Source organism: Acidisoma sp. S159 (assembly GCF_009766125.1).
In the GTDB taxonomy this organism is placed as follows: Bacteria; Pseudomonadota; Alphaproteobacteria; order Acetobacterales; family Acetobacteraceae; genus Acidisoma.
Map to the genome: position 1 here is coordinate 57281 of NZ_LMUG01000043.1, position 25190 is coordinate 82470.

Genomic DNA, 25190 nt, shown 5'->3' on the forward strand with positions numbered 1-25190 from the left:
CGTCGTTAGGGGTGGGCGGGATGCCAGGCGGACGGATTTACGTGGCGGGTACTTGCGATACGAAGGGCGCCGAGCTCGCTTACGTGCACAAGATCATTGCCGAGCAGGGCATTGCAGCGGCGCTTGTGGATGTATCCACCCAGCCGCATCGGTTTCACGCCGATATCGAGGCGGCCGAGGTCGCGCGTCATCATGCGGGCGGTGCCGAGGCCGTTTTCACTGGCGATCGGGGCCGCTCGGTTACGGCGATGGCGGTGGCGCTCGAGCGGTTCATATTGAGTCGCGACGATGTTGGCGGACTGCTTGGGCTAGGTGGTTCGGGCGGGAGTGCATTGGTGGCGCCGGCGATGCGGGCGCTGCCCATTGGCACACCGAAGCTGCTGGTGTCCACGGTCGCATCGGGCAATGTGGCGCCGTATGTCGGCCCGAGCGACATCGCGATGATGTATTCGGTCACTGACCTTGTCGGGCTGAACCGGATTTCGCGCATCGTGCTCGCCAATGCGGCGAATGCGATGGTCGGAATGGTGCGCGCCCCTGCACCGTCCTTAGCGGCGGATCGGCCCGCTATCGGCCTGACCATGTTCGGCGTCACCACGCCCTGCGTGAACCAACTGGTTGCCGGGTTGCAGGGCGACTACGACTGCCTCGTCTTCCATGCGACCGGCACGGGTGGGCAGTCCATGGAGAAGCTCGCCGATTCCGACTTGCTGGCGGGTGTGATCGACGTGACCACGACTGAGGTTTGCGACTTGCTGATGGGCGGCGTGTTCCCCTGTACCGAGGATCGCTTCGGCGCCATCGCGAGGTCGCGGCTGCCCTATGTGGGTTCTTGCGGCGCGCTCGACATGGCCAACTTCGGTGCTCGCGATACGGTTCCGTCGCAATATCGCGGCCGGAACCTGTATGTGCATAATCCGCAGGTGACGCTGATGCGGACCACGCCGGAGGAAAACGAGCGTATCGGGCTCTGGATTGCGGAACGCCTCAACCTGTGCGACGGGCCGGTGCGATTTCTGTTGCCCGAAGGTGGCGTCTCCCTGCTGGATGCACCAGGCCAGGCGTTTCATGATCCGGAGGCCGATGAGGCGTTGTTTTCGGCGCTGGAACGGACTGTGCGGCAGACCGACCGGCGTCGCTTGATCCGGGTGCCCCATGGGGTGAATTCTCCGGATTTCGTGGCTGTTGTCCTGGAGCAATTCCGCGATGTGATGAAGGTGGATTGAGATGCCGCGTATGAATCGGTCCGAGATGATGGCGCGCTTCCATGCCATGGTTCGCGATCGGCAGCCGATCCTGGGCGGCGGCGCGGGTACCGGTTTGTCGGCCAAGTGCGAAGAGGCCGGTGGGATAGACCTCATCGTGATCTACAATTCGGGGCGTTACCGGATGGCCGGGCGTGGCTCGCTCGCGGGCATGATGGCCTATGGCAATGCCAATGAAATTGTCGTCGAGATGGCGCGCGAGGTGCTGCCTGTTGTGCGGCGGACGCCGGTATTGGCGGGCGTCAACGGGACGGATCCATTTTGCAATTTCGACTATTTTCTTGACCATCTCGCGGCGCTCGGTTTTTCGGGCGTGCAGAATTTCCCGACGGTCGGCTTGATCGACGGCACATTCCGAACGGGGCTAGAGGAAACCGGCATGGGCTACGCGCTGGAGGTGGATATGATCCGCCTGGCCGTCGCCAAAGATCTGCTGACCACGCCCTATGTATTCAACCCTGACGAGGCCCGGGCGATGGCCGAGGCTGGGGCGGATATATTGGTGGCGCATATGGGTCTGACGACCGGCGGCGCGATTGGCGCTACCACTTCGCTCACTTTGGCGGACTGCGTGGAGCGCATCAATGCCATTGCAGCGGCGGCTCGAAATGTGCGCGAAGACATCATCCTGCTGTGCCATGGAGGGCCCATCGCTCAGCCGGAGGATGCGCAATTCATCCTGCGGCGTTGCGCTGCCTGCCATGGCTTCTACGGCGCATCGAGCATGGAGCGGTTGCCGACCGAGACGGCGCTGATCGATCAAACGCGCCGGTTCAAGCAGATCACCCGCTGATCGGCGGGGCGGGAGGATATCATGGCTCAGGCCTATGCGAGTGCCATTATCGAGGCGCCAGTCGAGACTGTGTGGGCCACCATACGGGACTTCGGTGCGCTTGCAGCGTGGCATCCCGCGCTCTCAAGTAGCGAAATCGAGCAAGGCGACCCACCCGATAGGGTTGGTTGCATCCGTTCGTTGCAACTTCATGGCGGCGGCGGCGCGCGTGAGCGGTTGCTGATGCTGGACGACAGCCGGTACAGCTTCTCATATAATTTCGAGACACCCGCTTTTCCGGTCGGGAATTATGTCTCGACACTGGAGTTGATTCCGGTGACGAACGGTGACGCAACCTTCGCGCGCTGGTCGGCGACTTTCGACGAGCAGCCGGAGGACGCCGGGAAATATGTCGATATTGTTTCGAACGCCGTATTCGCGGTCGGATTGGCGGCGCTGGCGGACAAACTGCGCGGTGCGGCCTCTCCCGTCGTACACACGGAACGCTGGGAAGGTTCGCGGCCGGCCAAGGTCTTCTGCTCCTCGGTGATACCAGCGGCGGCTTCGGGCGTCTGGCGGGAAGTGCGCAATTTCGCTGGAATGTCCGGATGGCACCCGGCGATTTCCGACATGCATATGATGGATGGTGCGCGGTCCGACCAGGTGTCCGGCGTCCGAAGTTTCCGTTTCGGTGACGGGCTGCTGGAGGAGCAACTCACCCGTCTGTCCGATGCCGATCGGAGCTTAGGCTATCGGATCAACAAAAGCGGTCAGCCCTGGCTCAACTACCGATCCGAAGTCCGTTTGCATGATGTGACATCATCGGGCGAGTGTTTTGCTGTGTGGACCGCGGACTGGACCGCCTCGGCGCATGATGACGTGCAATTGATTCCGTTCGTGCACCATGAAGTCTTTCAGCGGGCGTTCGATACGCTGGGTGCCAAACTCGTGGCTTAGAGCCGACGCAGGGACCGTCGCCGGACGATGCCGGTTCCAGCCGGGCCGGCGTCTCGCCGAGGGAATGGAGGTCTCGCTTCGGCTGAGCCAGGGAAGCCCGTGGAAGAGCCATTCCAACGTGCGAGGAATTCGTGCGAGAATTTTATCTCGCGGGCCGCCCTGAGCAGTGTAGACCTGCTAGCGATTGGATATTGTGGTCTAGTTCCGAGTGAAGGCGCTTTCGTGCAAGCCAGTGTCGTCGAGGGAGTTGGAGTAACGCGGCACAACCTCCAGGTGTGTCTCGGCTGATGCGCGTCTTCACCGAGCTTGCACGGCGTCCCTTAGCCCTCATCGGCCTGTTGACGGTGGGATTGGTGGTTTTCGGTGCTCTGTTCGCGCCGTGGATCGCGCATTATTCGCCGGACGACCAATTGACGAATGGCCTCTCCCTGGATGGCGCGCCCTTGCCGCCAAGCCGGGCGTTTCTTCTCGGCACCGATACGCTCGGCCGGGATTTATTTGCGCGGCTTCTGTTTGGCGCCCGGACGTCGCTGACTATCGGGCTTGTCGCCAATGGCACGTCGGTCGTGATCGGCCTTGTTGTCGGCCTTCTCGCGGGGTATCTGCGCGGGTGGATTGGCAGTCTTCTCATGCGATTCACCGATCTGATGATGGCCTTTCCTGCGCTTCTGCTCGCCATAGCCCTCGCGGCTTTGTTGAAGCCGAGCCTGTGGATCGTGGCGCTTGTTATCGCTTTGGTGAATTGGGTGCAGGTCGCGCGGATCGTTTACACGGAAACCCGCGGCCTCGTGGAGCGTGATTTCATCCTTGCCGAGCGGTCGCTCGGTGCGGGCAATTTTCGGATTATTGTCTTCCATATTCTGCCGCATCTTTTGCCGACCGCGATCGTCTGGGGCACGCTTGGGATTGCAACGACGGTGCTGCTCGAAGCGACGCTGAGCTTTCTCGGCATTGGCGTGCAGCCACCGCAGCCTTCGTGGGGCAATATCATTTTCGAGAGCCAGAGTTACTTCCAGGATGCGCCTTGGCTCGTCTTCATACCTGGCGCGGTGATCCTGGCGACAGCCTTGTCCTTCAACCTGATCGGTGACGCGTTGCGCGACATCCTGGATCCGACGCAACGGGGGAGGGGCTGACATGGTGTTGTTCCTCGCCCGGCGGGTTGGGCAAGCCGCGCTCATTCTCCTCGGCGTCGCCGCCATCACGTTTGTTTTGCTCTATTGTCTGCCGGCGGACCCCGCGGTTTTGATTGCGGGGCGCAGCGCGAACCCGCAGATTGTCGCGGCTATCCGTCATGAGCTCGGCCTGGACCAGCCGCTCATCCTACAGTTTTTGCACTATCTGTATGGTCTGCTCCATGGTGATTTCGGCCGTTCGTATACTGAGAAAACCGAGGTGCTGCCGCTCATTCTGGCCCGATTGCCAGCGACGCTCATCCTCATGGCCGCTGGGATCTTCGTTGAAGTGGTGCTCGGGCTGACCTTTGGGGTCGTTGCAGCAGTCCTGCGCGATGGCCCGATTGATCGCGTGATCATGATGCTGTCCTTCGTCGGTGTGTCTTCGCCGCAATTCGTGGTGGCACTGTTGCTTCTCTACGTTTTCGCGGCGACGCTGGGCTGGTTCCCAATGTCGGGCTTTGGCACTCCGGCGAATGTCGTCTTGCCCGCTGTCACACTCGGCGTATTGGGCGCCGGCTGGTATGCGCGCATGGTGCGCTCCGCCATGATCGAAGTTCTGCGGCAGGACTACGTGCGTACCGCGCACGCCAAAGGCTTGCGGGTCAGTCGCGTGGTCATGCGGCACGCTTTGCCGAATGCGATCCTGCCCATCATCGCAATGATCGGAATCGATATCGGCCAGTTCATGGGCGGCGTGGTTGTGGTCGAGGCGGTCTATGGTTGGCCGGGCATCGGGCAACTGGCCTGGCAGGCGATCCAACAGGTTGACGTGCCGATCATCATGGGCGTCACTCTCGTCTCAGCCCTCGCCATCGTGATTGGCAATCTGGCAGCCGATTTCATCGCACCCTTCGTCGACCCTCGTATCCGTGCCCAGTAGGCGGCCAAAGGCAACCAAAGGAGTTCGTTGATGATAAAGAGCTTGCTGAAGAAGACGGCGTTTGCCGCGATGCTCGCGACGACAGCGCTCGTGCCTGCCGCCTTTGCTGTTTCGGGTACGCCGTCCAAAGGTGGCGATATCATCGTGACCTACAAGGACGACATCGCCACGCTGGATCCTGCCGTCGGCTATGACTGGCAGAACTGGTCGATGATCAATGCAATGTTCTCGCGGCTCGTCGATTATAAGCCGGGAACGACGGAGCTTGGTCCGGCTCTTGCCGACAGCTATGACGTATCGCCGGACGGCAAGACCTACACCTTCAAGATTCATCCCGGCGTTAAATTCAGCAATGGGCGCGAAGTCACCGCCGCCGATGTGAAATATTCGATCGAGCGCGCGGTTAATCCGAAGACCCAGGGACCGGGTGCAGGCTTCTTTCATTCGATCGTGGGTGCCGACACGATGACCGCTGGCAAGAGCCAGACGATGGACGGCATCGTCGTGGTTGACGATCACACTGTTCGCTTCAACCTTGTCCAACCTGATGCGACCTTCCTCAACGTGTTGGCGCTCAATTTCGCTTCTGTCGTGCCGAAGGAAGCGGTTGATGCTGCCAAGGGGGATTTCGGCAAGCACCCTGTCGGTTCCGGTGCGTTTCTTCTCAAGGAGTGGACGGTCGGCCAGCGTCTCGTCTTCGTCAGAAACCCGAATTATTTCGTGAAAGAGCGGCCTTATGTCGATAGCTACACAGTAGAGGTCGGTCAGGAACCACTCGTAGCGCTGCTTCGCCTCCAGAAAGGTGAAGTAGACATCGCTGGCGACGGCATTCCGCCCGCTAAATATCTACAGATGAGGAAGTCGCCCGATTTCAAGGGGATGATTGTTGATCGCCAGCAGTTGGAAACGAGCTATGTGACGCTGAACACGCAGATCAAGCCGCTCGACAATCCGAAAGTGCGGCAGGCGTTGAACATGGCGATCGACAAGAATCGTATTGTCCGCATCATCAATGGGCGCGCGACTCCTGCATCGCAGGTTTTGCCGCCGATGATGCCGGGATACGACAAGAGCTATAGCGGTTACGCCTTTGATCCCACAAAGGCCAAGGAACTGCTCGCCGAGGCCGGCCTGAAGGATGGGTTCACAACGACGATTTACACTTCCAACACAGATCCGCAGCCGCGCATCACGCAGGCGATCCAGCAGGATTTCGCTGCGATCGGCGTGAAAGCCGAGATCAAGGCGCTTGCCAATCCGAATGTCATTGCCGCCGGCGGCACGGCCGGACAGGCGCCCATGGTGTGGTCCGGTGGCCTTGGGTGGATCGCGGACTTCCCTGATCCCTCCGATTTCTATGGGCCCATCCTCGCTTGCGGCAGCGCCGTGCAAGGTGGCTGGAACTGGTCGTGGTTTTGCAACAAGGCGTTTGAGGCGCGTGCTCAGGCGGCGGATGCCATGCCTGTTCCCGCTCAGGCGGAGGCACGATACGCGACTTGGGCGAAGATCTTCACGGACATACAAGAGAATGACGCGCCCTGGATCCCGGTGTTCAATGAGCGGCGTGTCCTCGCCAAATCCAAGCGCATGGGTGGCTCGGATGAGGTCTATCTCGATCCGACCCGCGTCATCGACTATGAGGCAATCTACGTGAACAAGTAGCGGCTGCCGCAAACACGCCGCGACAATGCCGGTGGCTGCTTCTCGCGGTCACCGGCACAGCCCTCCTTCTTGAGTAGTTGGATCTGAGGAGAAGCCAGACTATGCGCGTGGCACGCGACCGCGCCGCTTTCGCGCGATGATTGACGGCATCCGCCAGCCGGTACCACCCGTCCTCGCCATCGAGAATCTTTGCGTTGACGCGCTAACTCCGGAAGGCGCGCGGCGTATTATCGACGGCGTGAGTTTCGACGTTGGGCCGGGCGAGACGCTGTGCGTCGCAGGCGAGTCCGGCTCTGGCAAATCCGTTACCGCCCTTTCGATCATGCGCCTTCTGCCTCACATGTCCCTGCGCGTGGCGAAGGGCGCGATTCGCCTCGGCGGGCGCGATCTGACGAAGATATCCAATGGCGCAATGCGTGATGTGCGCGGTGCTGAGATCGCGATGATTTTCCAGGAGCCGATGACATCGCTCAACCCAGTGATGAGCATCGGCGCCCAGCTTTTCGAGGCGATCCGGGCGCATCAAGGCTCGGAGGGCGGGAGCGTTGAAAGCCGCGCGCGCGACATGTTGGACGTGGTGCATATCAGCGATCCGGCCCGGCGCCTGAAGCAATACCCACACGAACTGTCGGGCGGCATGCGTCAGCGCGTGATGATTGCCATGGCTCTGTCCTGTCGGCCCAAGCTGCTCCTGGCGGACGAACCGACCACGGCACTCGACGTCACGGTGCAAGCGCAAATCCTCAAGCTAATGCGAGAGCTTCAGCGCGAATTCGGCGCGGCGATCATGCTGATCACCCATGATATGGGCGTCGTTGCTGAGATGGCTGACCGCGTCGTGGTCATGCGCAACGGCAGGATTGTCGAAACCGGCACGGCGATCGATATTTTTGAGTGTCCCCGGGAGGTCTATACGCGCGAGCTTCTCGCGGCCGTGCCTCGTCTCGGTGCCATGGCGGGACGTGACGGGCCTCCTCGCATCACCCCTATGCCCCAGACTCCGTCGCCGAAGCCGCTGGAGCCTGTTCTCTCCGTCAAGAACCTGACCGTCGATTACGGCTTGGCCGGCAGCTTGTTTCGCCGGCGGACGGTCCACCCTCCGGCGGTGCAGGGCGTTTCCTTCTCGATCAGCCAGGGCGAAACCCTTGGGCTCGTCGGCGAGAGTGGTTCGGGCAAGTCTACGACCGGAAAGGCGGTACTCGGTCTTGTGCCGTTCTTGGGGGAGGTGACGATCGGGGATGTCGCAATTCAGGGCCTTTCGGAAGGATCCATGAAGCCTGTCAGGCGCGTGGCACAAATGATCTTCCAGGACCCCTATGCCTCGCTCGACCCGAGAATGACCGTTGGCGCCGCCATTGCCGAGCCGCTGTATATTCATGGCATTGGGACAAAGGCGGAGCGGCGCGATCGCGTTGCCTCACTTCTCAACCGCGTCGGTCTTTTGCCAGATCACGCCTCGCGCTATCCGCATGAGTTTTCCGGCGGCCAGCGCCAGCGCATCTGTATTGCGCGGGCGCTCGCGCTGGAGCCCAAGCTTATTGTGGCGGATGAAAGTGTCGCGGCGCTCGATGTGTCGGTGCGCGCGCGCGTGCTTGACCTGATGCTCGAACTCCAAGAGACGCTCGGTCTCGCCTATCTTTTCATTTCGCACGACATGGCTGTCGTGGAGCGGATGAGCCACAATGTCGCTGTCATGCGGGGAGGGCTGATCGTTGAAGCCGGCGGACGACAGAGCTTGTTCGCCAACCCGCAAGTCGATTACACACGCGAACTCATTGCCGCTGTCCCGTTGCCGGACCCACGGGCCCGGCCGGAACGTGGTGCGACTCGCTAGGTTTCGAGGAGTGCCGCGCCACCGGCGAGCGTTCAGTCCTCATAGCGATAGCGGAAATCGCAATGCGTCGCGCCCTCCATCAGGGTTTGCGTGCGCCTAAGCTTGAGTTTCGGGTCATAGCCTTGGCAAAAGGCGCCGTCGCGATTGCAGGAGAGGACTGCACCTAGCTCGGTCAGGCCCATCTCACGGTACATCTCAGAATAGCGGCAGCGCGTCACGTTGAAATTGAATTCGTTCGAGGCAGACTTCAAACGCTCAATGTGTAGCGCGTCTTCCGCCGTCCAAAATTTCTGGATATCTCGGAAATGCTCGAGATTCGGGCCGCTTGGGGCATCCCTTGCCATCTTGGCCGCGGCGGAGCGAGCTAGCTTGACGACGGCGTTGGTCAGCACGCGACGTGCTGTTTCCTCACCGACCTCACCGATCATCTCATCATAGATACCCTTCGCGAACTCTGCCTCGATCCGGCGTCGAGTCAGAATTGGCATGTCGTTTTTCATCGCGAGTGTTCCTCGTGTGGTGCGGTCTTCGCCAGCTCACGTTCGCCTCTGCAGGTGTTCAAGCCGACTCCGGCTCGTGCGCGCTATGCTAGCCTCGGCCTGCACTAGGCGTTTCGATATCGGAACCACCTTGGGGGTCAATCGGTCGCGAGCCGTGATCATGCAATGACGGCTGTACCAAGCCAAGCGCCTCGTAATCCTTGATGTCAACTTGGGCGAGGAGGTCGCCGATCGCGTCTTTCTCGGACTGCCCTTTTCCTACCGGATCGCCAGGCTGGTAGTTGTCCATCGTCGCGGTCCAGTCGAATGAGCGTGTTTCGATGGGCAGTTGATCATAGCGAGTTACGATTTTCATTCCCGCGCCTCTTGCCAGAGCACTAAGCAACGAGGATTGCTGGGTGCGAACAAGTTAATTCAGCGCGTTTCACCAGAGTGCTTAGTTATGGAGGTAGCGTGCCAAGTCAAACAGTCAACAATCACATGTCGCGGTTGCGGCGTGTTTGTCGAATGCACGTCGCGGGCGCCGAGTTTCCAGCCTACTCGCGTTTTCTCGGTCGTTCGTCTCGAAAGAAAAACGGCTAGCGACCTCCTCGAGTCGGGCGCGAACGCCAACCGCGAACCGGATGACTGAATCTGGGTCGGTCCTCATCCGGAGGATAGGGGAAACGCAAGCTTTGCTCACTTCGCCTACTTGTTTCCCAGACGAACACAATGTCGGCGGTGTCGTCGATGACGCCAAAGCATTACCTCGAGTATCGAGAGACATGAATGACGTCATTTTCACAATAGAGGCCGAACTGTTGACGTCGTGGAGGCGGACGTATTGTCGGATTGATTGCACCTCGCGCGCGATCAACCGGGAGCCGGAGAAAGCGGTTCAACGCTGTACAAATTGCAAAGGACGACGGGTGCCTAACCATGCCGCATCCGATGGGCGCCCTATCGATGGGCGCCGCCCTCCACGCTTAGTCGCCAATCGGTTGACAGCCTCCGGCTCCTATCGTCTTATGACCATATACTGTCTCGCTGCGTTATTTCCCGCTGGATCACTACGGAAAGGCTGGTCGTTACGCACAAAGCGAGTTTCTGAACTGGGATGCCGGGAACCGCGATGGGCAAATCGGTCGGCGTCATTGTACCCGGAACAGCCCAGACAACGAAGAAAATTGAGGAGGAGGAGCCGTCATGAAGGTGGGCGACTATAACAACATCATAGCGGGCCAACAGACGAGTCGGCGCCGCCTGCTTCAAGGGGCGGCCGGGCTAGGTGCGGCCGCGGTGGGGGGCGGCTTCGGCGCGTTCTCGTCTGCCAGGGCGGCAGGCACACCATCGGCGGATGAAATGGCACTCCGCAAGGCGATATTGAAAGTGCCGGGTGTCGGCAAGGGATCGCCCACCGATGCGGATTGGCAGAAGGTTGGGGAACTCTGCCTTGGCCCCACCAAGGCACGGGTGAAGCCCGGCGAATTCAAAGGCGTTCAGCTCACCTTTATGGGGCTAAACAACCAGAACCTGCACGACTTCCTGTTCCGCGGCTTCCTGAAACCCTGGGAGACTTATACCGGCGCGAAGATCTCCTGGATCGATGTCGCCCAGGCCGACTATAGCCCGCGTCTGCAACAGGCGATCGCGACAGGGACAATCGACTTTGACTTGCTTGAGATGGGCGCGCCATTCGAGGGTGAGGTTTGCGGCAAAGGCCTGACTTCCGAGATGCCTGAGGAGGTCAAGCAGCAGATCGATGTTACCGACCTGGTTAACTATCTGAAGCCACCAGTCGGCACCTGGGAAGGCAAGACTTACCGTGTCACGATCGATGGCGATTGCCATACGATCAACTACCGCACTGACGTCTTTTCTGATCCAGATCTGACCAAAGCTTGGAAAAGCGCGGGTAACTCTGCCCCTTGGGGCAATCCGAGGACCTGGCAGCAGGTTCAGAAAGTCACGAAATTTCTCGCGGGCAAGCAAGTCGCTGGCAAGGATGTCTACGGCTATCTGGACGCTCCAAAGCCGTGGGGTGGGTTTGGGTTCTACTTTCTCGCGAGCCGCGCCACGGCCTATGTGAAATATCCGGGCGAAAAAGCGTGGTTGTTCGATGTCGATACGATGAAGCCACGCGTGAACAGCGCAGGCTGGGTGCGCGCGATCCAAGACGTGGTAGACGCTCTGCCGTCGGAGCCGCCAAACCAGATTAACGCCGATCCGAATACCACAGGCTTCCAGCAATTTCTCGCCGGAACCGGCAGCTTGGTGTCGTGGTGGGGTGACATTGGACAGAACGCCAATACGAGCGATTCCTCGGTCGTGGGCGATGTGATCGGCTTCGACATCCTGCCCGGCTCGGACGACGTTTTTAACCACACGACAGGAAAGTGGGAAACGCTGTCGAGTGGGCCGAATTTCGCGCCTAATATGGCCTATCTCGGCTGGGGCGTTTACGTCATGTCTCGCGTCAACGGTGATTCCGCCAAGCATAAAGCAGCCTGGAGCGCCGCCGCCCATCTTGGAGGTAAGGATCTATCGATCTGGACGGTGATGTATCCCTCCGGCTTCCAGGTGCATCGCCAAAGTCATTTCAATATCCAGGAATGGCTCGATGCCGGTTACGACAAGGCATACATCACGAACTATCTGGCGTCACAATCGAACTCCTACAATCACCCGAACGTGGCGATCGAGCCTCGGATTCCGGGGATTTTCCAATACTACAGTCTCGCGGAGGATGAATTGGCGAAAATCTTCGCAGGCAAGGTTGGGGCCCAGAAAGGCGCGGATAACATCGCCGCAGCTTGGGAGAAACTAACCGACCAGCTTGGCAGAGAAAAGCAGATCGCATTGTACAAGGCTTCGCTTGGGATTTAGCGGCGGGTTGCAAGGTCGCGGACCGACGGTGTCGCAGATGCCGCCGGTCCGCGCCTGGTGAGGCCGAAAGCGAGGGGCTTCGAGACGGCGATGCAGAGTCCGAGGGAGCGCTGACCATTCCTAGTATCAGTCCGGCGGATGACAGCATGAGAGGACGGGCAGCGGCAAGCCGGCGGCAGGCCGGCCGCGCTCTCATTCTGGTCGCTTCGATTGCGCTGGTCGGAGTCATACTGCTCCAGATTCTGCGCGCAGCCGGCGAGATTCAAGTCGGCTTCGCGAACTGGCGTCCGGTGCTTTATGCCTATGTTGTTTGGGCAATCGCGCTCGGCGCAGGCCAGGTTTTGATGCACGGTGAACGCGGGCGAAGGGCTCTGTTCGTGCTGCCGGCGGTTCTTTTTACTGTCGCGGTGGTCATCTTCCCGACATTATTCGGCTTCTATATTGCCTCCCTGGACTGGAACCTCAGCGCCACAAGCGGTCCGCGCTTCAACAACTTTCACAATTTCGTGGAGCTGTTCAATGACCCGGACTATTGGAACGCGCTCACCAACATGCTGTTCTACGTTGTCGCCGTCTTGGTGGAATATGCCATTGCGTTCGGACTAGCACTTCTTCTGACAGCGGAAATTCGAGCGCGTAAGTTCTTCCGGCTGGCTTTCCTTCTGCCCTTCATGCTGAGCCCGGTGGCGGTGAGCTGGATGATCGGCAAGTCGATTTTCGAATACAGATTCGGACCAGCGTCGAACTTCATGCGATTCCTCGGCTGGCGGACGCCGGCTGTTTTCGCTCATGCCTGGACGGCGCGGATCGGGATCGAGGTGATGGCAGGCTGGGTCGCCATCCCGTTCATTATGATCCTGTTGCTGGCCGGCTTGCAGGCGCTGCCGAAGGAAGTGCAGGAGGCGGCGCAGGTTGATGGCGCCAGCGCCTGGCAATCCTTCTGGAGGGTGACATTTCCGCTGATGCTGCCGGTCAGCATCACAGCATTGCTGATACGCATCATCTTCCAACTGAAACTTGCCGATATCGTCATCAATGTCACGGGCGGCGGGCCAGGTGGCGCCACCGACACGGTTTCGAGCTACATCTACCGTGTCTATAGCGACCGCTCGAATGTCGGCTATGGTACCGCGCTGGCTATGTTCTACCTCGTGATGATCATCATTTTCCTGACGGTGATGCTCCGCCTGGCCAATCGCTGGACGCGGAACCTCACATGACTTTGCCCGCAAGCGGCTCGGCCACCGGAGGGGGACTATAGTGGCTTCCGTCATGTCCCAGGGCCGAACATCGGCTTCTCGCCATCATCTGCGACGTACGGGTGGCCAGTTTCTGGTCTATGCCGCGCTGATCACCTGGACCTGCGTTTGCTTGTTCCCGCTGTTCTGGACAGTGACGACGTCGCTCAAATCGGCGCGGGACGTGACCCAGGGGCATCTGATCCCTTGGATCGACTTCCAACCGACCTGGAAAGGCTGGCGTTCACTCGGACTATCCCCCGACACAATCTTCAATCTCTCAGATCCGCGTGAGGAGTTCCTTGGCCGTTTCGCAAATAGCGTGATCATCGCGGGCGGTGCGTCCTGTCTTGCGCTGTTGCTTGGCTCGCTCGCGGCCTACGGGCTGAGCCGGTTCCGATACAAGTTCGGGCCGATGCATAACAGCGACATTCTGTTCTTCTTCATTTCGCAGCTCATACTTCCGCCCGTGGTTTTGGCCTTGCCGTTTCTAGTGCTTTACAGAGAGCTCGACCTGCTCGACACGCGCTTCGGCCTCGTCCTGGTTTACACGCTGACGGTTCTGCCCATCGTCGTCTGGATCATGCGCGATCAGTTTAACGCGATCCCGATCGAGCTGGATGAGGCCGCGCTGGTCGATGGTCTTTCGGCATGGGGCGTGTTCCTGCGCATCGTGCTGCCTATCGCGTTGCCCGGCATGGTCGCCGCCTTTATCCTGTCGCTTGTGCTGACCTGGAACGAGTATTTCTTCGCGGCTCTGCTGACGGCCTCGAGTGCCAAAACGCTTCCGGTGATGGTGGCGAGCCAAACCGGTTCGCAGGGGATCGATTGGTGGTCGATGGCCGCGCTGTCGACGGCGGCGATCGCGCCGCTTGTCATAATGGGCATTCTGTTGGAGCGCTACATCGTCAAAGGCCTGGCGACTGGCGCCGGCAAGTAGCGGTGCAGGGGAAAGCTCGGAAATCGCGTAAATATCGCTCCGAATGCGAGGAGGCGCGCCACGATCGCCGAGCCGCTTTTTGGCGAGTGGTGAGTGCGACGGGTCTTCTGGTCGCGACAGCCTTGGGGGTCGCCGTCGCCGGTCCAGACCACACCTGGGCCGAACCACAAAACCAGCGACCGCCGGCAACAGAGGCGCGCGTGCGGACGATGGTTCCCGATTTGGAATCCTATATTGCCCTCGGCATGAAATCCTTCGACGTGCCGGGTCTAGCGATCGGCATCGTCGCCAATGACCGGCTAGTCTATGCGAGAGGCTTTGGCGTGCGCAGCAGGCGGGATGGTGCGCCTGTTGATCCAGCGACCGTATTTCAGATCGGCTCTCTCACGAAGGCATTCCTCTCGGCGACGCTGGCTATCGCGGTCGATCGCGGCTGGCTGCGTTGGGACGATCGCGTGACCGATCTGGATCCCGGCTTCCAGTTGAAGGATCCCTGGGTTACGCGCGAGTTCCGTGTTTTTGACCTGCTCGCCCAGCGCTCCGGTCTGCCGCCTGCCGCGAATGACGGGCTAGAGCTGTTAGGTCTCGATGAGGCAGCATTGATTCACTCCCTCCGCTACGTCGAGCCAGTGTCGAGCTTCCGCGCGACTTTCGCATATACCAACATCACACATATGATTGCCGGCCGCATCGTCGCGAAAGCATCAAGCGCGGCTCAGTGGAACGAAGTTCTCCAAAAGGAACTCTTCGATCCCTTGGGCATGGGAAATTCATCCTGCACGGCAGCGGAGATCGTAGCGGCGCCGAATCACGCGGAGGGCTATCGATGGACGCTGCAAGGGGCCGTGTCAGTACCTTTCACCTCGGTCGTTCCCTACGGCTTCGCGGGTGCGGACGATATCAACTCCGACGTCGAGGATTTGGCGCGATGGCTCCGGATGCAACTCGATAATGGCGACTTCGCCGGAACGCGCATCGTCTCGGCCGAAAACCTTCTCGTCACGCATACGCCGAGAATCGCTATCTCCGACCGGTTTTCCTATGCGATGGGCTGGTTCGTTCAGCAGACGCCGAATGGTGTGATTATCTGGCACAATGGGACCACGCCCGGCTTCGGTGCCTTTCTCGGCATGGCGCCCGATCGCAAGACGGGCGTTATCGTGCTGAGTAACGAAGGCAATGTCGGTTTGCCAGATAGTATCGGTGCCTGGGTGCTGGATCGCGTGCTCGGCAACGCGAAGACGGACTACCTAGTGGAGCGGCTGAAGCGGGCGAAAACGAGCCTTACGGCGGCGGGAGAGCAATATGCCAAGCCCGTGAGACCAAGGCTTTCGCCGCCCGGCGCGACATTTGCGGGGAGCTATGCCAATCCCGATTTTGGGACTGCGGCGGTGAGGATGGACGGCGACGCGCTGATCGTGGAGTTGCCCGAGACGGGCGCCAAATTGAAGCTCGATCCCTGGGACGGGGACATATTTACGGCCACTCTGATGCCGAGCGGCCCCTTCGCCGCCGTGGCGGCCAATCTTGGACCTTCGCCCTATGGCTTCGTCCAATGGCAGATCGACAAGACCCCCAAACTCGACGCATTCCGCCTTATCCTGGGAGACGACCAGGCCTATGAGTTCCGTCGGCGCTAGAGGGAAGCGAGCCCGGCGCCGATTTCAGCCGGCCGTCACTGTAGGTAAGACAGTTCTACTGACCCATGCCTTCAAACGGGCCGGACGGGTCTCGAGCCGTGGGCGGCCGACAGCAGCCTTCAACCACTCAAAATGGGGAAGAGCAGAATTGTCCGACAAATGTCTGCCGGTGCCATGAAATATCTTTTCAAGGCCCGATCGCTGACCTAGGTTCCTCGCCGAGCAGGTGGCCGGAAAGCCGCCGCCATAAAGAAGATTGCGGGGGAAACATGCGTCGATCTATTCCTATTGCCTTTGCGGGCGTATTTCTGGCGGCACTTATGTCTAGTGGTGTCGCGTTGGCTCAGCAGAAGTCGCTGGCACTAGTCACCAACGCCTCTGCCGACTTCTGGACCATTGCGCGGCGGGGCGTGGATAAGGCGCAGCAAGAACATCCCGACTACAAGATGGAAGTGATTGTAACCGGGCAGGCCACGGCCGCCGAGCAGCGCCGCGAGTTGGACGATCTGCTCGCGCGCGGTATCGCGGGGGTCTCGATCTCGACCATCGACCCGCAGAATTCGATCGAGGAGCTGAATAAGGTCGCCGCCAAGGCTGTGCTGCTGACGACGGATAGCGACGCGCCTGCCTCGAACCGCGTCGTCTATATTGGTACCGACAATGTGGCCGCCGGCCGCCAAGCCGGCGCTGAAATCATCAAGGCGCTGCCCAATGGCGGCAAGGTGATGGGGTTTGTGGGTACGATGGATGCCGACAATGCGCGCGAGCGCGTTGAGGGGATCAAGGATGCCCTCAAGGGCACCAATATCCAGATCGTCGATATCCGCACGGACGGCACCGATTTCGCCAAGGCCAAGTCCAATGTTCAGGACGCGCTGGCGAAGGGCGGTATCGATCTGTTGCTGGGGCTCTATTCTTACAACACGCCGCAGATCTATACGGCGGTCAAGGAAGCCGGCATGACCGGCAAGATTAAGGTCGTCGGGTTCGACGAAGATCCCCAGACCCTGCGCGGCGTCGCGGACGGCACCGTGGCGGCAACCATCGTTCAGCAGCCGTATCAGTTCGGCTATCAGTCGATGATCGACATGATCAAATATATCAACGGGGATAAGTCGTTCATTCCCGCCAACAAGCAGATCATCATCCCTACCCGGGTCATCAACCAGGGCAACGTCGCTGACTTCGTCGCTACTCTGAAGCAGCTGCTGCACAAGTAAGACGCAAAGGACGAGTCGGTCTTCGCATGGCCGAACCTCTGCTCAGCCTGGCCGGGATAAGCAAAAGCTATCCCGGCGTCCTGGCACTCGACGACGTCAGCATCCACGTCCAGCCTGGCGAGGTGCTGGGTCTCATCGGGGAGAATGGCGCAGGCAAGTCGACGCTGATGAAGATCATCGGTGGCCTCGTCGAGCCCGATGCAGGCACGATCATCATTGATGGCAAGCCTCATGCTGCGATGACGGTGGCTTCCACGGCGCGCGCGGGCATCGCCTTCGTGCATCAGGAGCTCAATGTCCTCGACAATCTGGACGTGGCCGCGAATATCTTTCTAGGCCGCGAACGGCTCGCCGGCGGCCCGCTGCGTCTGACCCGCAACCGCGCCATGCACTCTGAGTCACTGCCGCTTCTGGCTCGGCTAGGCGCGGATTTTGCGCCCGATGCGCCTGTGGCTTCGCTGTCGATCGCACAGCGGCAAATGGTGGAAATCGCTCGTGCCCTTTCGGTGGATGCGCGCGTCATCATCATGGACGAACCCACCAGCAGCCTGACGCTGACGGAGACGGAACGGCTGCTTCAAGTGATCGCCGAACTGCGTGCTTCCGGCGTGTCGATCATCTACATCAGCCATCGATTGGGCGAGTTGAAGTCCTGCGCCGATCGTGTGGTCTGCCTGCGTGACGGCCGGGTAGCGGGGGAGTTGCCGCGCGAGCAGATTGAACATGGGGCGATGATCCGGCTGATGATTGGGCGCGATCTGCGCTCCCTCTATATCCCGCCGCGTACGCCGCCAGAGGGTGCGTTGTGCGAAATCAAGGATTTGGAGACCACATCCTTTCCGGGTCGTCGCATCACACTGACTGTCCGGCGGGGGGAGATCCTAGGATTGGCGGGGCTGGTAGGTTCCGGCCGCACGTCGTTGGCTCGTACGCTGTTCGGCATTGATCCCGTGCAGGGCGGCACGGTACAGCTTCAGGGGCAGCCAGTGCGAATCACCTCGCCGGCACAAGCGATCGCGCAAGGCGTTTTTCTTGTCCCCGAAGACCGCAAGCGCGAGGGCCTGATCCTCGATATGCCACTGGTCGAGAATATCACGCTGGCCAGCTTGCGCCGCTACGCACGGCTGCTGCTGATTGACCGGGCGGCCGAAGGGAAGGTGGCACGCACTCAACAGGTGCGGCTGTCGATCAAGACACCCTCCGTCGCCGTGAATGCCGCGACGCTCTCCGGCGGCAACCAGCAGAAGGTTGTGCTGGCGAAATTCCTGTCGATGGCACCGCGCCTGATGATTTTCGACGAGCCGACACGCGGCATCGATGTCGGGGCTAAAGGCGAGATCTACATGCTGATGCGTGGGCTTGCGGATGAAGGAGTGGCGATTCTGATGATTTCGAGCGACATGGAAGAGGTGATCGGTGTTTCCGACCGCATCGCCGTCATGCATGATGGCGAGATCAGCGGCACTTTGGATCGCCCCGATTTCAGTGAGCTGAATGTCCTAAGGCTGGCGATTGGTCAGCCTGCCGCGCGCGACGAGGCCGCCTGATGCTTAAGAAGGAACTTGGCCTTCTGATCCTGCTCGTGGTGGTGAGCGCGATCACGACCGCGCTGAACCCGCGCTTCCTGTCCGGCGTCAATTTGCTCGACATGGCGAATCTGATCGGCCTTTTCGGGATCTTTTCGATCGGCGAAGGCCTAGTGATCATCACGGGTGGCATCGACCTGTCAGTGGGCTCGATGTTTTCGCTCCTCGGCGTCGTGTTCATCGACTTGCTGGTCAATCGCGGAGTGCCCTGGCCGTTTGCGTTGATCGTGATCATCGTGGGCGGGCTGTTCCTGGGCGGGGTGCAGGGTTTTCTCGTGACCCGCATGAAGCTCCAGCCCTTCGTGGTTACATTGTGTGGGCTGCTGATCTATCGCGGCGCCGCGCGTTACTACACGACCGATGCGACTATGGGCTTCGGCTATTCGGACGATTTCGACTGGCTGGCTTGGCTGGCGTCGGGGCGTAGCTGGGGCGTTCCGCATGCCTTCATCTTGCTCGTGATTGTGGCGGTCGTGATGTGGGTCGTGCTGCATCGCTCGGTGCTGGGCCGCTACTTGTACGCCGTAGGACGCAATGAGGAGGCCGCTCGATTCTCCGGCGTCAAATCGCGAGCGGTGATTGCGAGCGCCTATATCATCAGTGGTGGTCTCGCAGGGATCTCGACGATCCTCTTAGTCTTCTACACCAACTCCGTTTCGCCGAGCTCCTTCGGCAATTTCTACGAGTTGTACGCGATCGCTGCTGCCGTTCTTGGCGGATGCAGTCTGCGCGGCGGGGAGGGGTCCATTCTTGGAATCGTATTAGGCACGGTCCTGCTGCAGGTGCTGCAGAATCTGGTGAATATTCTAGGCATCCCAAGCTCGCTCAATTTCGCCGTCATGGGAACGGTGATCCTCTTGGGCGTATTGGCCGACCAACAGTTTGCGGCACGCCGCAAGGCAGGGGGCAAACGTGCGCCGGCCCTGGTGGCAATGGAGAAACAGAGCCGACCCGCTTAGCGCCGGTGGTCAGAGATCTGGCAGACGACGCCAAGGTAGGCTTGGCTCGTTACGTTGTCGCCAGAGACCTCCACTGACTTGGCCTCGCTGTGGCACGACTGGAGCGTGAGGCCCCCGAACTCGGCCGATCTGTTCAAATTGTAATAGCCATTCGCTGTGAGTCTCGCGAACCAGACGATGCCATGGTCTCGGTCGATCTGCGTTCCCGATACTTTGGCGACGGCTTCGCCAAGTTGGTACAGCGCGTCAGGATCGCGCTGTGTTGACGATATGGAGGGCGGTTCGCTGACAGTGGTGCCTGGCTCTGCGGCGTCCTTCGCTAGCTTCGCCCTGAGGTCAGTTATCGCGGAATGCGCGGCAGCGAGTTCCGCACCAAGGGCGTTGGTCTCGTGGAGGCGGCGCTGATTCAAAGCTTCGGCGGCCAAGTGGTCCTCATAGATGATACCGATGACGGACCATTGAATAATGATGGCCCAAAAGAGCAACAGTGAGCCGAATGCCCAGCCAAAGATCTCGAGCCAGTTGGCGGTCATCGCTCTAAAGCTGGTTCCACGTCGAAGAACCAGAGGCACGACAAGGACGATCGCCAGGCTCATGAGGCCAGCAAGGCCGACAACCCATGGAGAGCCGAAAGGCAGGCGACAGGCGGCGACCAGGAGATGCCATGCGGCAGTGAGCATCAGAGAGCCTGTGTGATGGACGAGGTTCGCCCAGTGCGAAAAAATCTTACGGCACCCGATCCGGGGAATAGCATCCGGACGGCGTTCCATTGCAACGATGGTCTAGCACCTGTGGCTCGTTTCCGGGCACTAGCCGCAGCTCCGGGAATTGCCAAAATCCACCCAACGTGGCCGCATGACAGCACGGGAGTCGCAAAACCGAGGAAGCGGGAAACGCCATGCAGGACGTGACGATGGATCGAGACGCTGCCACGGCGATCCTTGCGAGGCTGGACCGCTTGCCCGCGACGCGATCCATTTGGAAGCTTGTAACGCTTCTGTCTCTGGGGGGCCTGTTCGAGTTCTATGACTTGTTCATGACCGGCTACGTGATCCCAGGCCTGGTCAAGGCGGGTCTACTGACCAAGGCGAGCGTCGCGATTTTCACCGGACCCGCGCTGTTTGTGGCAGCGACCTTCGTCGGCCTGTTCATCGGCACCTTCGTCTTTGGATTCGTGGCCGACAAATATGGCCGCCGCACGATCTTCACCTTTTCGCTGCTGTTCTACTGCGCCGCGACGCTGATCATGGCCTTCCAAAACAGTGGCTTCGGGGTCTGCCTGTGGCGACTGATCGCGGGTATCGGGATCGGCGTCGAATTGGTGACGATCGACACGTATATCGCCGAGCTGGTGCCCAAACAGGTCCGGGGGCGGGCCTTTGCTTACAACCAGACTGTCCAGTTTCTCGCGGTGCCGATCGTGGCGTTCCTCGCCTATATGCTGGTGCCTATCGCGCCGTTTGGCATCGATGGTTGGCGCTGGGTGGTCGTGATCGGCTCAGCCAGCGCAGTGGCCGTCTGGTTTTTGCGCCGAGGGCTGCCGGAGAGCCCGCGCTGGCTGATCCAGCAAGGCCGCCTGGAGGAAGCAGGCGCCATCACGGCGGCGATCGAAGCCAGAGTGGTCGCCGATCTAGGGGGCGGGTCGTTGCCGGCGCCGGCAACGCATGCCCTGGAACGCGCGGAAGCTCAGGGCAGTTTCACCGAAATCTGGAAGCCGCCCTATCGCCAGCGCACGATCATGCTGATGGTGTTCCAGTTCTTCCAAACCTTTGGCTTCTACGGCTTCGCGGCCTGGGTGCCGACATTGATCGCGCAGCAGGTCGGCATCCATCTGAGCGCGAGCCTGCTCTATTCCTTCATTATCGCCATCGCCAGCCCCTTCGGCCCCATGCTGGCAATGACCTTCGCGGACAAATTCGAGCGCAAATGGCAAATCGTGGCCGCGGCCTGCGGCGTCGGCGTGTGCGGGGTGCTGTTCTCGCTCCAGACCACCATCGCATTGCTTATCGTCTTCGGGGTGTTGATCACCTTGTCCAACAACGTTCTGTCCAACACCTTTCATGGCTACCAGACCGAGTTGTTCCCCACGCGGGTGCGGGCCCGGGCGGTGGGCTTTACCTATTCGTTCAGTCGCATCAGCACAGTCTTTGCGAGCTTCATCATCGGCTTCTTCCTGCACGCCGCCGGGACCAAGGGCGTGTTCGGGCTGATTGCCTTTGCGATGCTGATGGTGGTGTTGTCCATCAGCATCTTCGGCCCGCGTACTAAAGACATGGAGTTGGAGCAGATCTCCCACTGACGAGCATTGGAGGGGCGACGGTCAGACCCCGGAAAGCGCCTTCAAGGTCCGGTCGCGCGCCGCCGTGTCCCCGGCCGTGTGGACCGGCTGGACGCAGACATGGGTGGCCCCGGCCTCGAAATGCGCGTGCAACCCGCGGGTGATGGTTGGCGCATCGCCCCACAGGACCATCGAATCGATGAAACGGTCCGTGCCACCGTCGGCGAGGTCGGCTTCCGTGAACCCCATCCGCAGCCAGTTGTTGCGATAGTTGGTCAGAGTCAGGTAGGGCTTCAGCTCCTGCCGGCCGAGCTTTCGGGCTGTCGCCGCGTCGGTCTCGAGGCAGACCTTTTGCTCCACGGCCAGCCACTTGTCCGGCCCGAGCACCGCTTTCGCCGCTCGGGTATGCTCGGGCGTCACGTTGTAAGGAACGGCGCCCAGCGTCCGCTCTCCGGCGAGCTTGAGCATCAGCGGACCCAGCGCCGCCAGTACCACCGGCCAATCCTCGCTGCCCGGCTGATCCTGGTAGAGGCCATCCAGATAGCGCCGCATGGTGGGCACCGGCTTATCATAGGCATGGCCGCGCAACGCTTCCACCAAGGGCACGTGGCTCACGCCAAGGCCGAGAATGAACCGGTCACCATAAAGCTTTGACAAGGTGAGAAGGCCGCGCCGAGCCGCGAAGGCGTCGCGCGCATAGATATTGGCAATGGAGCTCCCGATCATCAATCGCTTGGTATTCGCGAGCATGAAGCTCGCAACCGACAGCGATTCGTAACCGAACGCCTCAGGATACCAGAAGGTCGCATAACCGAGTTCTTCGACCGTTTCGATCAGGTTCGTGATCTCCTGGCCGTCCAGACGATCAATCGGATACCAAACGCCGAGCCGGCCCATCTGCCTCAAGATTCCACCCTCCAATTGCGTCACGGTCCGCTATGCGTCCGCGCAATTTGCATCATGCGGGAGGATACCACATCATGCGGCCGGCCGCATCCGAGGCGACGCAGGAGCATGCCAGGCAGTGTCGAAGGTGACAGGCGATGACCGTAACGAATGATTCGGCGCTGACACAGTGGTTGCTTGATGCGCCGCTGATGGAGCTGATGCCGCGAGCGGAGCGTTCCCGTGACGAGGGCCATGGCCGACTGATGTCGTATTCGCGGAAAGTGTTCATTCCGCTCACACATTTATGCCGCGATGTCTGCCACTACTGCACTTTTGCCCAACGTCCGCGTGCTGGGAAGGCGGCGTATCTCTCGCCCGATGATGTGCTTTCGATAGCACGGGCCGGGGCTGCCGCCGGTTGCACGGAAGCGCTGTTCACGCTCGGGGACAAGCCTGAGCTGCGTTATCACGCCGCAAGGGACGCGCTCGCCGCGCTTGGGCATGAAACGACAATTGGCTACCTGGAGGCGATGTGCGCGCTGGTTCTGCGGGAAACCGGGCTGCTGCCGCACGCCAATCCGGGGCTGATGAGCCGGGAGGAAATAGCCGGGCTGCGCACGGTTACAGCGAGTCAGGGCATCATGCTGGAGTCCCTGAGCGAGCGGCTATGCGAGCCGGGCGGGGTTCACTATGGTTCGCCTGACAAACGGCCGCAATTGCGGCTCGACACGCTGCGGCTGGCGGGAGAGTTGCAGGTCCCGTTCACGACCGGAATCCTGATCGGTATCGGAGAGACGAGGCGGGAGCGGCTGGACGCGCTATGCGCCATCCGCGAGATCCATGCGGAGTACGGTCACGTCCAGGAAGTTATCGTCCAGAATTTCCGTGCGAAACCTGGCACCAAACGCGCCAACGCCGCTGAGCCGGATTTGGATGACCTACTTTGGACCGTCGCTGCTGCTCGGCTAATTCTCGGTTCGGAGATGAATATCCAGGCGCCTCCCAATCTCTCGCCGGGCGTGTTTCCGCGGCTGATCGCGGCGGGGATCAATGATTGGGGTGGCGTTTCCCCGGTGACTCCGGATCACGTCAATCCGGAGGCGCCATGGCCTGCTATCGTCGAACTCGCTCGACAAACCGCTGACGCCGGCAAGCTGCTGGTCAATCGGCTGCCCGTTTACCCGTCCTATGCGCGATCATCCGAGATCTGGCTGGCGCCCGAGGTTGCGAGCCGGGTGCTCCGTATGAGCGACGCCGAGGGCCTCGCGCGCGATGATGATTGGGCGCCCGGCAGCCTGGTGTCGCCGCGGATGCCCGCGATCCTCGCGCGTTCCGTCGATCCGGCTGTGGATAGGATCATCGCCAAGGCCGTGGGTGGCGACCGCCTCGAAGAGCCTGAGATCGTGCGGCTTTTCGCAACACGCGATGCCGATTTTGAGCGCGTCACGTTTGCGGCGGATGAATTGCGCCAAGCGGTGAGTGGCGACACCATCCGGTACGTTGTCAACCGCAACATTAACTACACCAACATCTGCTACTATCGTTGCCAGTTCTGCGCATTTTCGAAAGGCAAAAAGCATGAGGCGCTGCGGGGCGCGCCCTATGATCTTGCGCTTGAGGAGATCGTGCGCCGCGCAGTGGAAGCGTGGGACCGGGGCGCCACAGAACTTTGCCTGCAGGGTGGTATCCACCCCGAGTACACGGGCGAGACCTATCTCGGCATATGCCGGGCCATCAAGGCAGCCGTCCCGGGTATGCATATTCACGCATTTTCGCCGCTTGAGGTCACTCAGGGCGCGGCTACGCTCGGACTATCCGTCCGCTCGTTTCTTGCGGCGCTGAAGACAGCTGGTTTGGGAACCTTGCCGGGCACGGCAGCGGAAATCCTGGATGACGAAGTGCGTGCGAAGATCTGCCCGGACAAGCTGACGACGGCCGAGTGGCTCGATGTGGCCCGCGCGGCGCATGGTCTCGGGCTGCGAACGACGTCAACGATCATGTATGGGCATCTGGAGCAATCCTCTTCCTGGGCCAAGCACCTTCTCGCGCTGCGTGATTTGCAGAAGGAGACCGGCGGCTTCACCGAATTCGTTCCTTTGCCGTTCGTGCATATGGAAGCGCCGATGTATCTGCGTGGCCGCGCTCGGCGCGGGCCGACGTTTCGCGAAGCGGTATTGATGCACGCAGTGGCGCGCCTGACCTTGCACCCGGGGATCACGAATATTCAAACATCCTGGGTCAAGATGGGGCCTCAAGGGGCGGCGGCCTGTCTGAAGGCGGGGGCCAATGACCTCGGCGGCACGCTGATGAACGAGAGCATTTCCCGCGCGGCTGGTACCGAGCACGGTCAGGAATTTCCACCCGAGGCGATGGAGCAATTGATCCGCTCTCTCGGGCGCCAGCCTGAACAGCGCAGCACTTCGTATGGTCCGGTTATGACGGAACGTCGCCAAGCATCGATGCGTGCGGCCGTGCTGGCTCCAGTTATATTGACGCCGCCGCGGAAGCTTGCGGTGGTGGGATAGCCC

At 60.6% G+C, this 25190-nt stretch carries 20 protein-coding genes; 16 read left to right on the top strand and 4 right to left on the bottom strand.

Going from position 1 to position 25190, the window contains the following annotated elements; genetic code table 11:
• Positions 1-20: 20 nt before the first annotated feature.
• The 7 genes from GSQ92_RS12150 (at position 21) to GSQ92_RS31500 (ending at position 8548) form a co-directional block, all read left to right on the top strand.
• A complete protein-coding gene (locus GSQ92_RS12150; protein WP_174246626.1) occupies positions 21-1226 on the top strand; it encodes a Tm-1-like ATP-binding domain-containing protein in 1206 nt (401 codons plus the stop codon).
• A 1-nt stretch (position 1227) separates the two neighbouring features.
• A complete protein-coding gene (locus tag GSQ92_RS12155; protein WP_158801805.1) occupies positions 1228-2058 on the top strand; it encodes a phosphoenolpyruvate hydrolase family protein in 831 nt (276 codons plus the stop codon).
• Positions 2059-2079: 21 nt separating this feature from the next.
• On the top strand, positions 2080-2994 hold the full coding sequence (locus GSQ92_RS12160) for an SRPBCC family protein (protein ID WP_158801804.1): 915 nt from the start codon (positions 2080-2082) through the stop codon (positions 2992-2994).
• A 287-nt stretch (positions 2995-3281) separates the two neighbouring features.
• Positions 3282-4130, top strand: a complete 849-nt coding sequence (locus GSQ92_RS12165; protein WP_158801803.1) for an ABC transporter permease — start codon at positions 3282-3284, stop codon at positions 4128-4130.
• Position 4131: 1 nt separating this feature from the next.
• The gene (locus GSQ92_RS12170; protein ID WP_158801802.1) at positions 4132-5052 is read left to right on the top strand and encodes an ABC transporter permease; all 921 of its coding nucleotides are present in this window, start codon (positions 4132-4134) and stop codon (positions 5050-5052) included.
• A gap of 30 nt (positions 5053-5082) precedes the next feature.
• A complete protein-coding gene (locus GSQ92_RS12175; protein WP_158801801.1) occupies positions 5083-6714 on the top strand; it encodes an ABC transporter substrate-binding protein in 1632 nt (543 codons plus the stop codon).
• Between the two features lie 136 nt (positions 6715-6850).
• Positions 6851-8548, top strand: coding sequence for an ABC transporter ATP-binding protein (locus GSQ92_RS31500; protein ID WP_158801800.1), 1698 nt, complete (start codon positions 6851-6853; stop codon positions 8546-8548).
• A 32-nt stretch (positions 8549-8580) separates the two neighbouring features.
• Here GSQ92_RS31500 and GSQ92_RS12185 read toward each other — a convergent pair whose 3' ends face one another.
• Positions 8581-9048 carry an L-2-amino-thiazoline-4-carboxylic acid hydrolase gene (locus GSQ92_RS12185; protein ID WP_158805322.1) on the bottom strand — a complete coding sequence of 156 codons (468 nt, stop codon included), beginning with the start codon at positions 9046-9048 and terminating at the stop codon, positions 8581-8583.
• An 88-nt stretch (positions 9049-9136) separates the two neighbouring features.
• A complete protein-coding gene (locus tag GSQ92_RS12190; RefSeq protein ID WP_216850526.1) occupies positions 9137-9403 on the bottom strand; it encodes a hypothetical protein in 267 nt (88 codons plus the stop codon).
• A gap of 830 nt (positions 9404-10233) precedes the next feature.
• Here GSQ92_RS12190 and GSQ92_RS12195 point away from each other — a divergent pair.
• From GSQ92_RS12195 to GSQ92_RS12225, 7 genes are all read left to right on the top strand, one after another.
• Positions 10234-11913, top strand: coding sequence for a sugar ABC transporter substrate-binding protein (locus GSQ92_RS12195; RefSeq protein ID WP_158805324.1), 1680 nt, complete (start codon positions 10234-10236; stop codon positions 11911-11913).
• Positions 11914-12059: 146 nt separating this feature from the next.
• Positions 12060-13133: a carbohydrate ABC transporter permease gene (locus GSQ92_RS12200; protein WP_158805325.1), complete on the top strand. Its 1074-nt coding sequence runs from the start codon at positions 12060-12062 to the stop codon at positions 13131-13133.
• A 52-nt stretch (positions 13134-13185) separates the two neighbouring features.
• Positions 13186-14091 (top strand): carbohydrate ABC transporter permease, encoded by a 906-nt coding sequence (locus GSQ92_RS12205; protein ID WP_158805326.1) that lies wholly within the window; start codon positions 13186-13188, stop codon positions 14089-14091.
• A gap of 89 nt (positions 14092-14180) precedes the next feature.
• Positions 14181-15731, top strand: a complete 1551-nt coding sequence (locus tag GSQ92_RS12210) for a serine hydrolase (protein ID WP_158805327.1) — start codon at positions 14181-14183, stop codon at positions 15729-15731.
• A gap of 338 nt (positions 15732-16069) precedes the next feature.
• The gene (locus tag GSQ92_RS12215) at positions 16070-16951 is read left to right on the top strand and encodes a sugar-binding protein (RefSeq protein WP_254065871.1); all 882 of its coding nucleotides are present in this window, start codon (positions 16070-16072) and stop codon (positions 16949-16951) included.
• A 26-nt stretch (positions 16952-16977) separates the two neighbouring features.
• Entirely contained in the window at positions 16978-18498 is a 1521-nt protein-coding gene (locus tag GSQ92_RS12220; protein WP_159013507.1) for a sugar ABC transporter ATP-binding protein, read from the top strand.
• A complete protein-coding gene (locus tag GSQ92_RS12225; RefSeq protein WP_158805330.1) occupies positions 18498-19496 on the top strand; it encodes an ABC transporter permease in 999 nt (332 codons plus the stop codon). Before GSQ92_RS12220 ends, GSQ92_RS12225 begins: the two co-directional genes overlap by 1 nt.
• Here the strand turns inward: GSQ92_RS12225 and GSQ92_RS12230 are convergent.
• Entirely contained in the window at positions 19493-20176 is a 684-nt protein-coding gene (locus GSQ92_RS12230; protein ID WP_158805331.1) for a hypothetical protein, read from the bottom strand. The genes GSQ92_RS12225 and GSQ92_RS12230 overlap by 4 nt on opposite strands.
• 218 nt (positions 20177-20394) lie before the next feature.
• Between GSQ92_RS12230 and GSQ92_RS12235 the strand changes: the two genes are divergently transcribed.
• Positions 20395-21795, top strand: coding sequence for an MFS transporter (locus GSQ92_RS12235; RefSeq protein WP_158805332.1), 1401 nt, complete (start codon positions 20395-20397; stop codon positions 21793-21795).
• A 21-nt stretch (positions 21796-21816) separates the two neighbouring features.
• On the opposite strand, the gene GSQ92_RS12240 is transcribed toward GSQ92_RS12235, so the two are convergent.
• Positions 21817-22671 carry a TIGR03620 family F420-dependent LLM class oxidoreductase gene (locus GSQ92_RS12240; RefSeq protein ID WP_254065900.1) on the bottom strand — a complete coding sequence of 285 codons (855 nt, stop codon included), beginning with the start codon at positions 22669-22671 and terminating at the stop codon, positions 21817-21819.
• A 146-nt stretch (positions 22672-22817) separates the two neighbouring features.
• Here GSQ92_RS12240 and cofH point away from each other — a divergent pair, with 146 nt between their 5' ends.
• Complete coding sequence (gene cofH, locus GSQ92_RS12245) at positions 22818-25187, top strand: 5-amino-6-(D-ribitylamino)uracil--L-tyrosine 4-hydroxyphenyl transferase CofH (RefSeq protein ID WP_159013508.1); 2370 nt, start codon at positions 22818-22820, stop codon at positions 25185-25187.
• Positions 25188-25190: the final 3 nt, after the last annotated feature.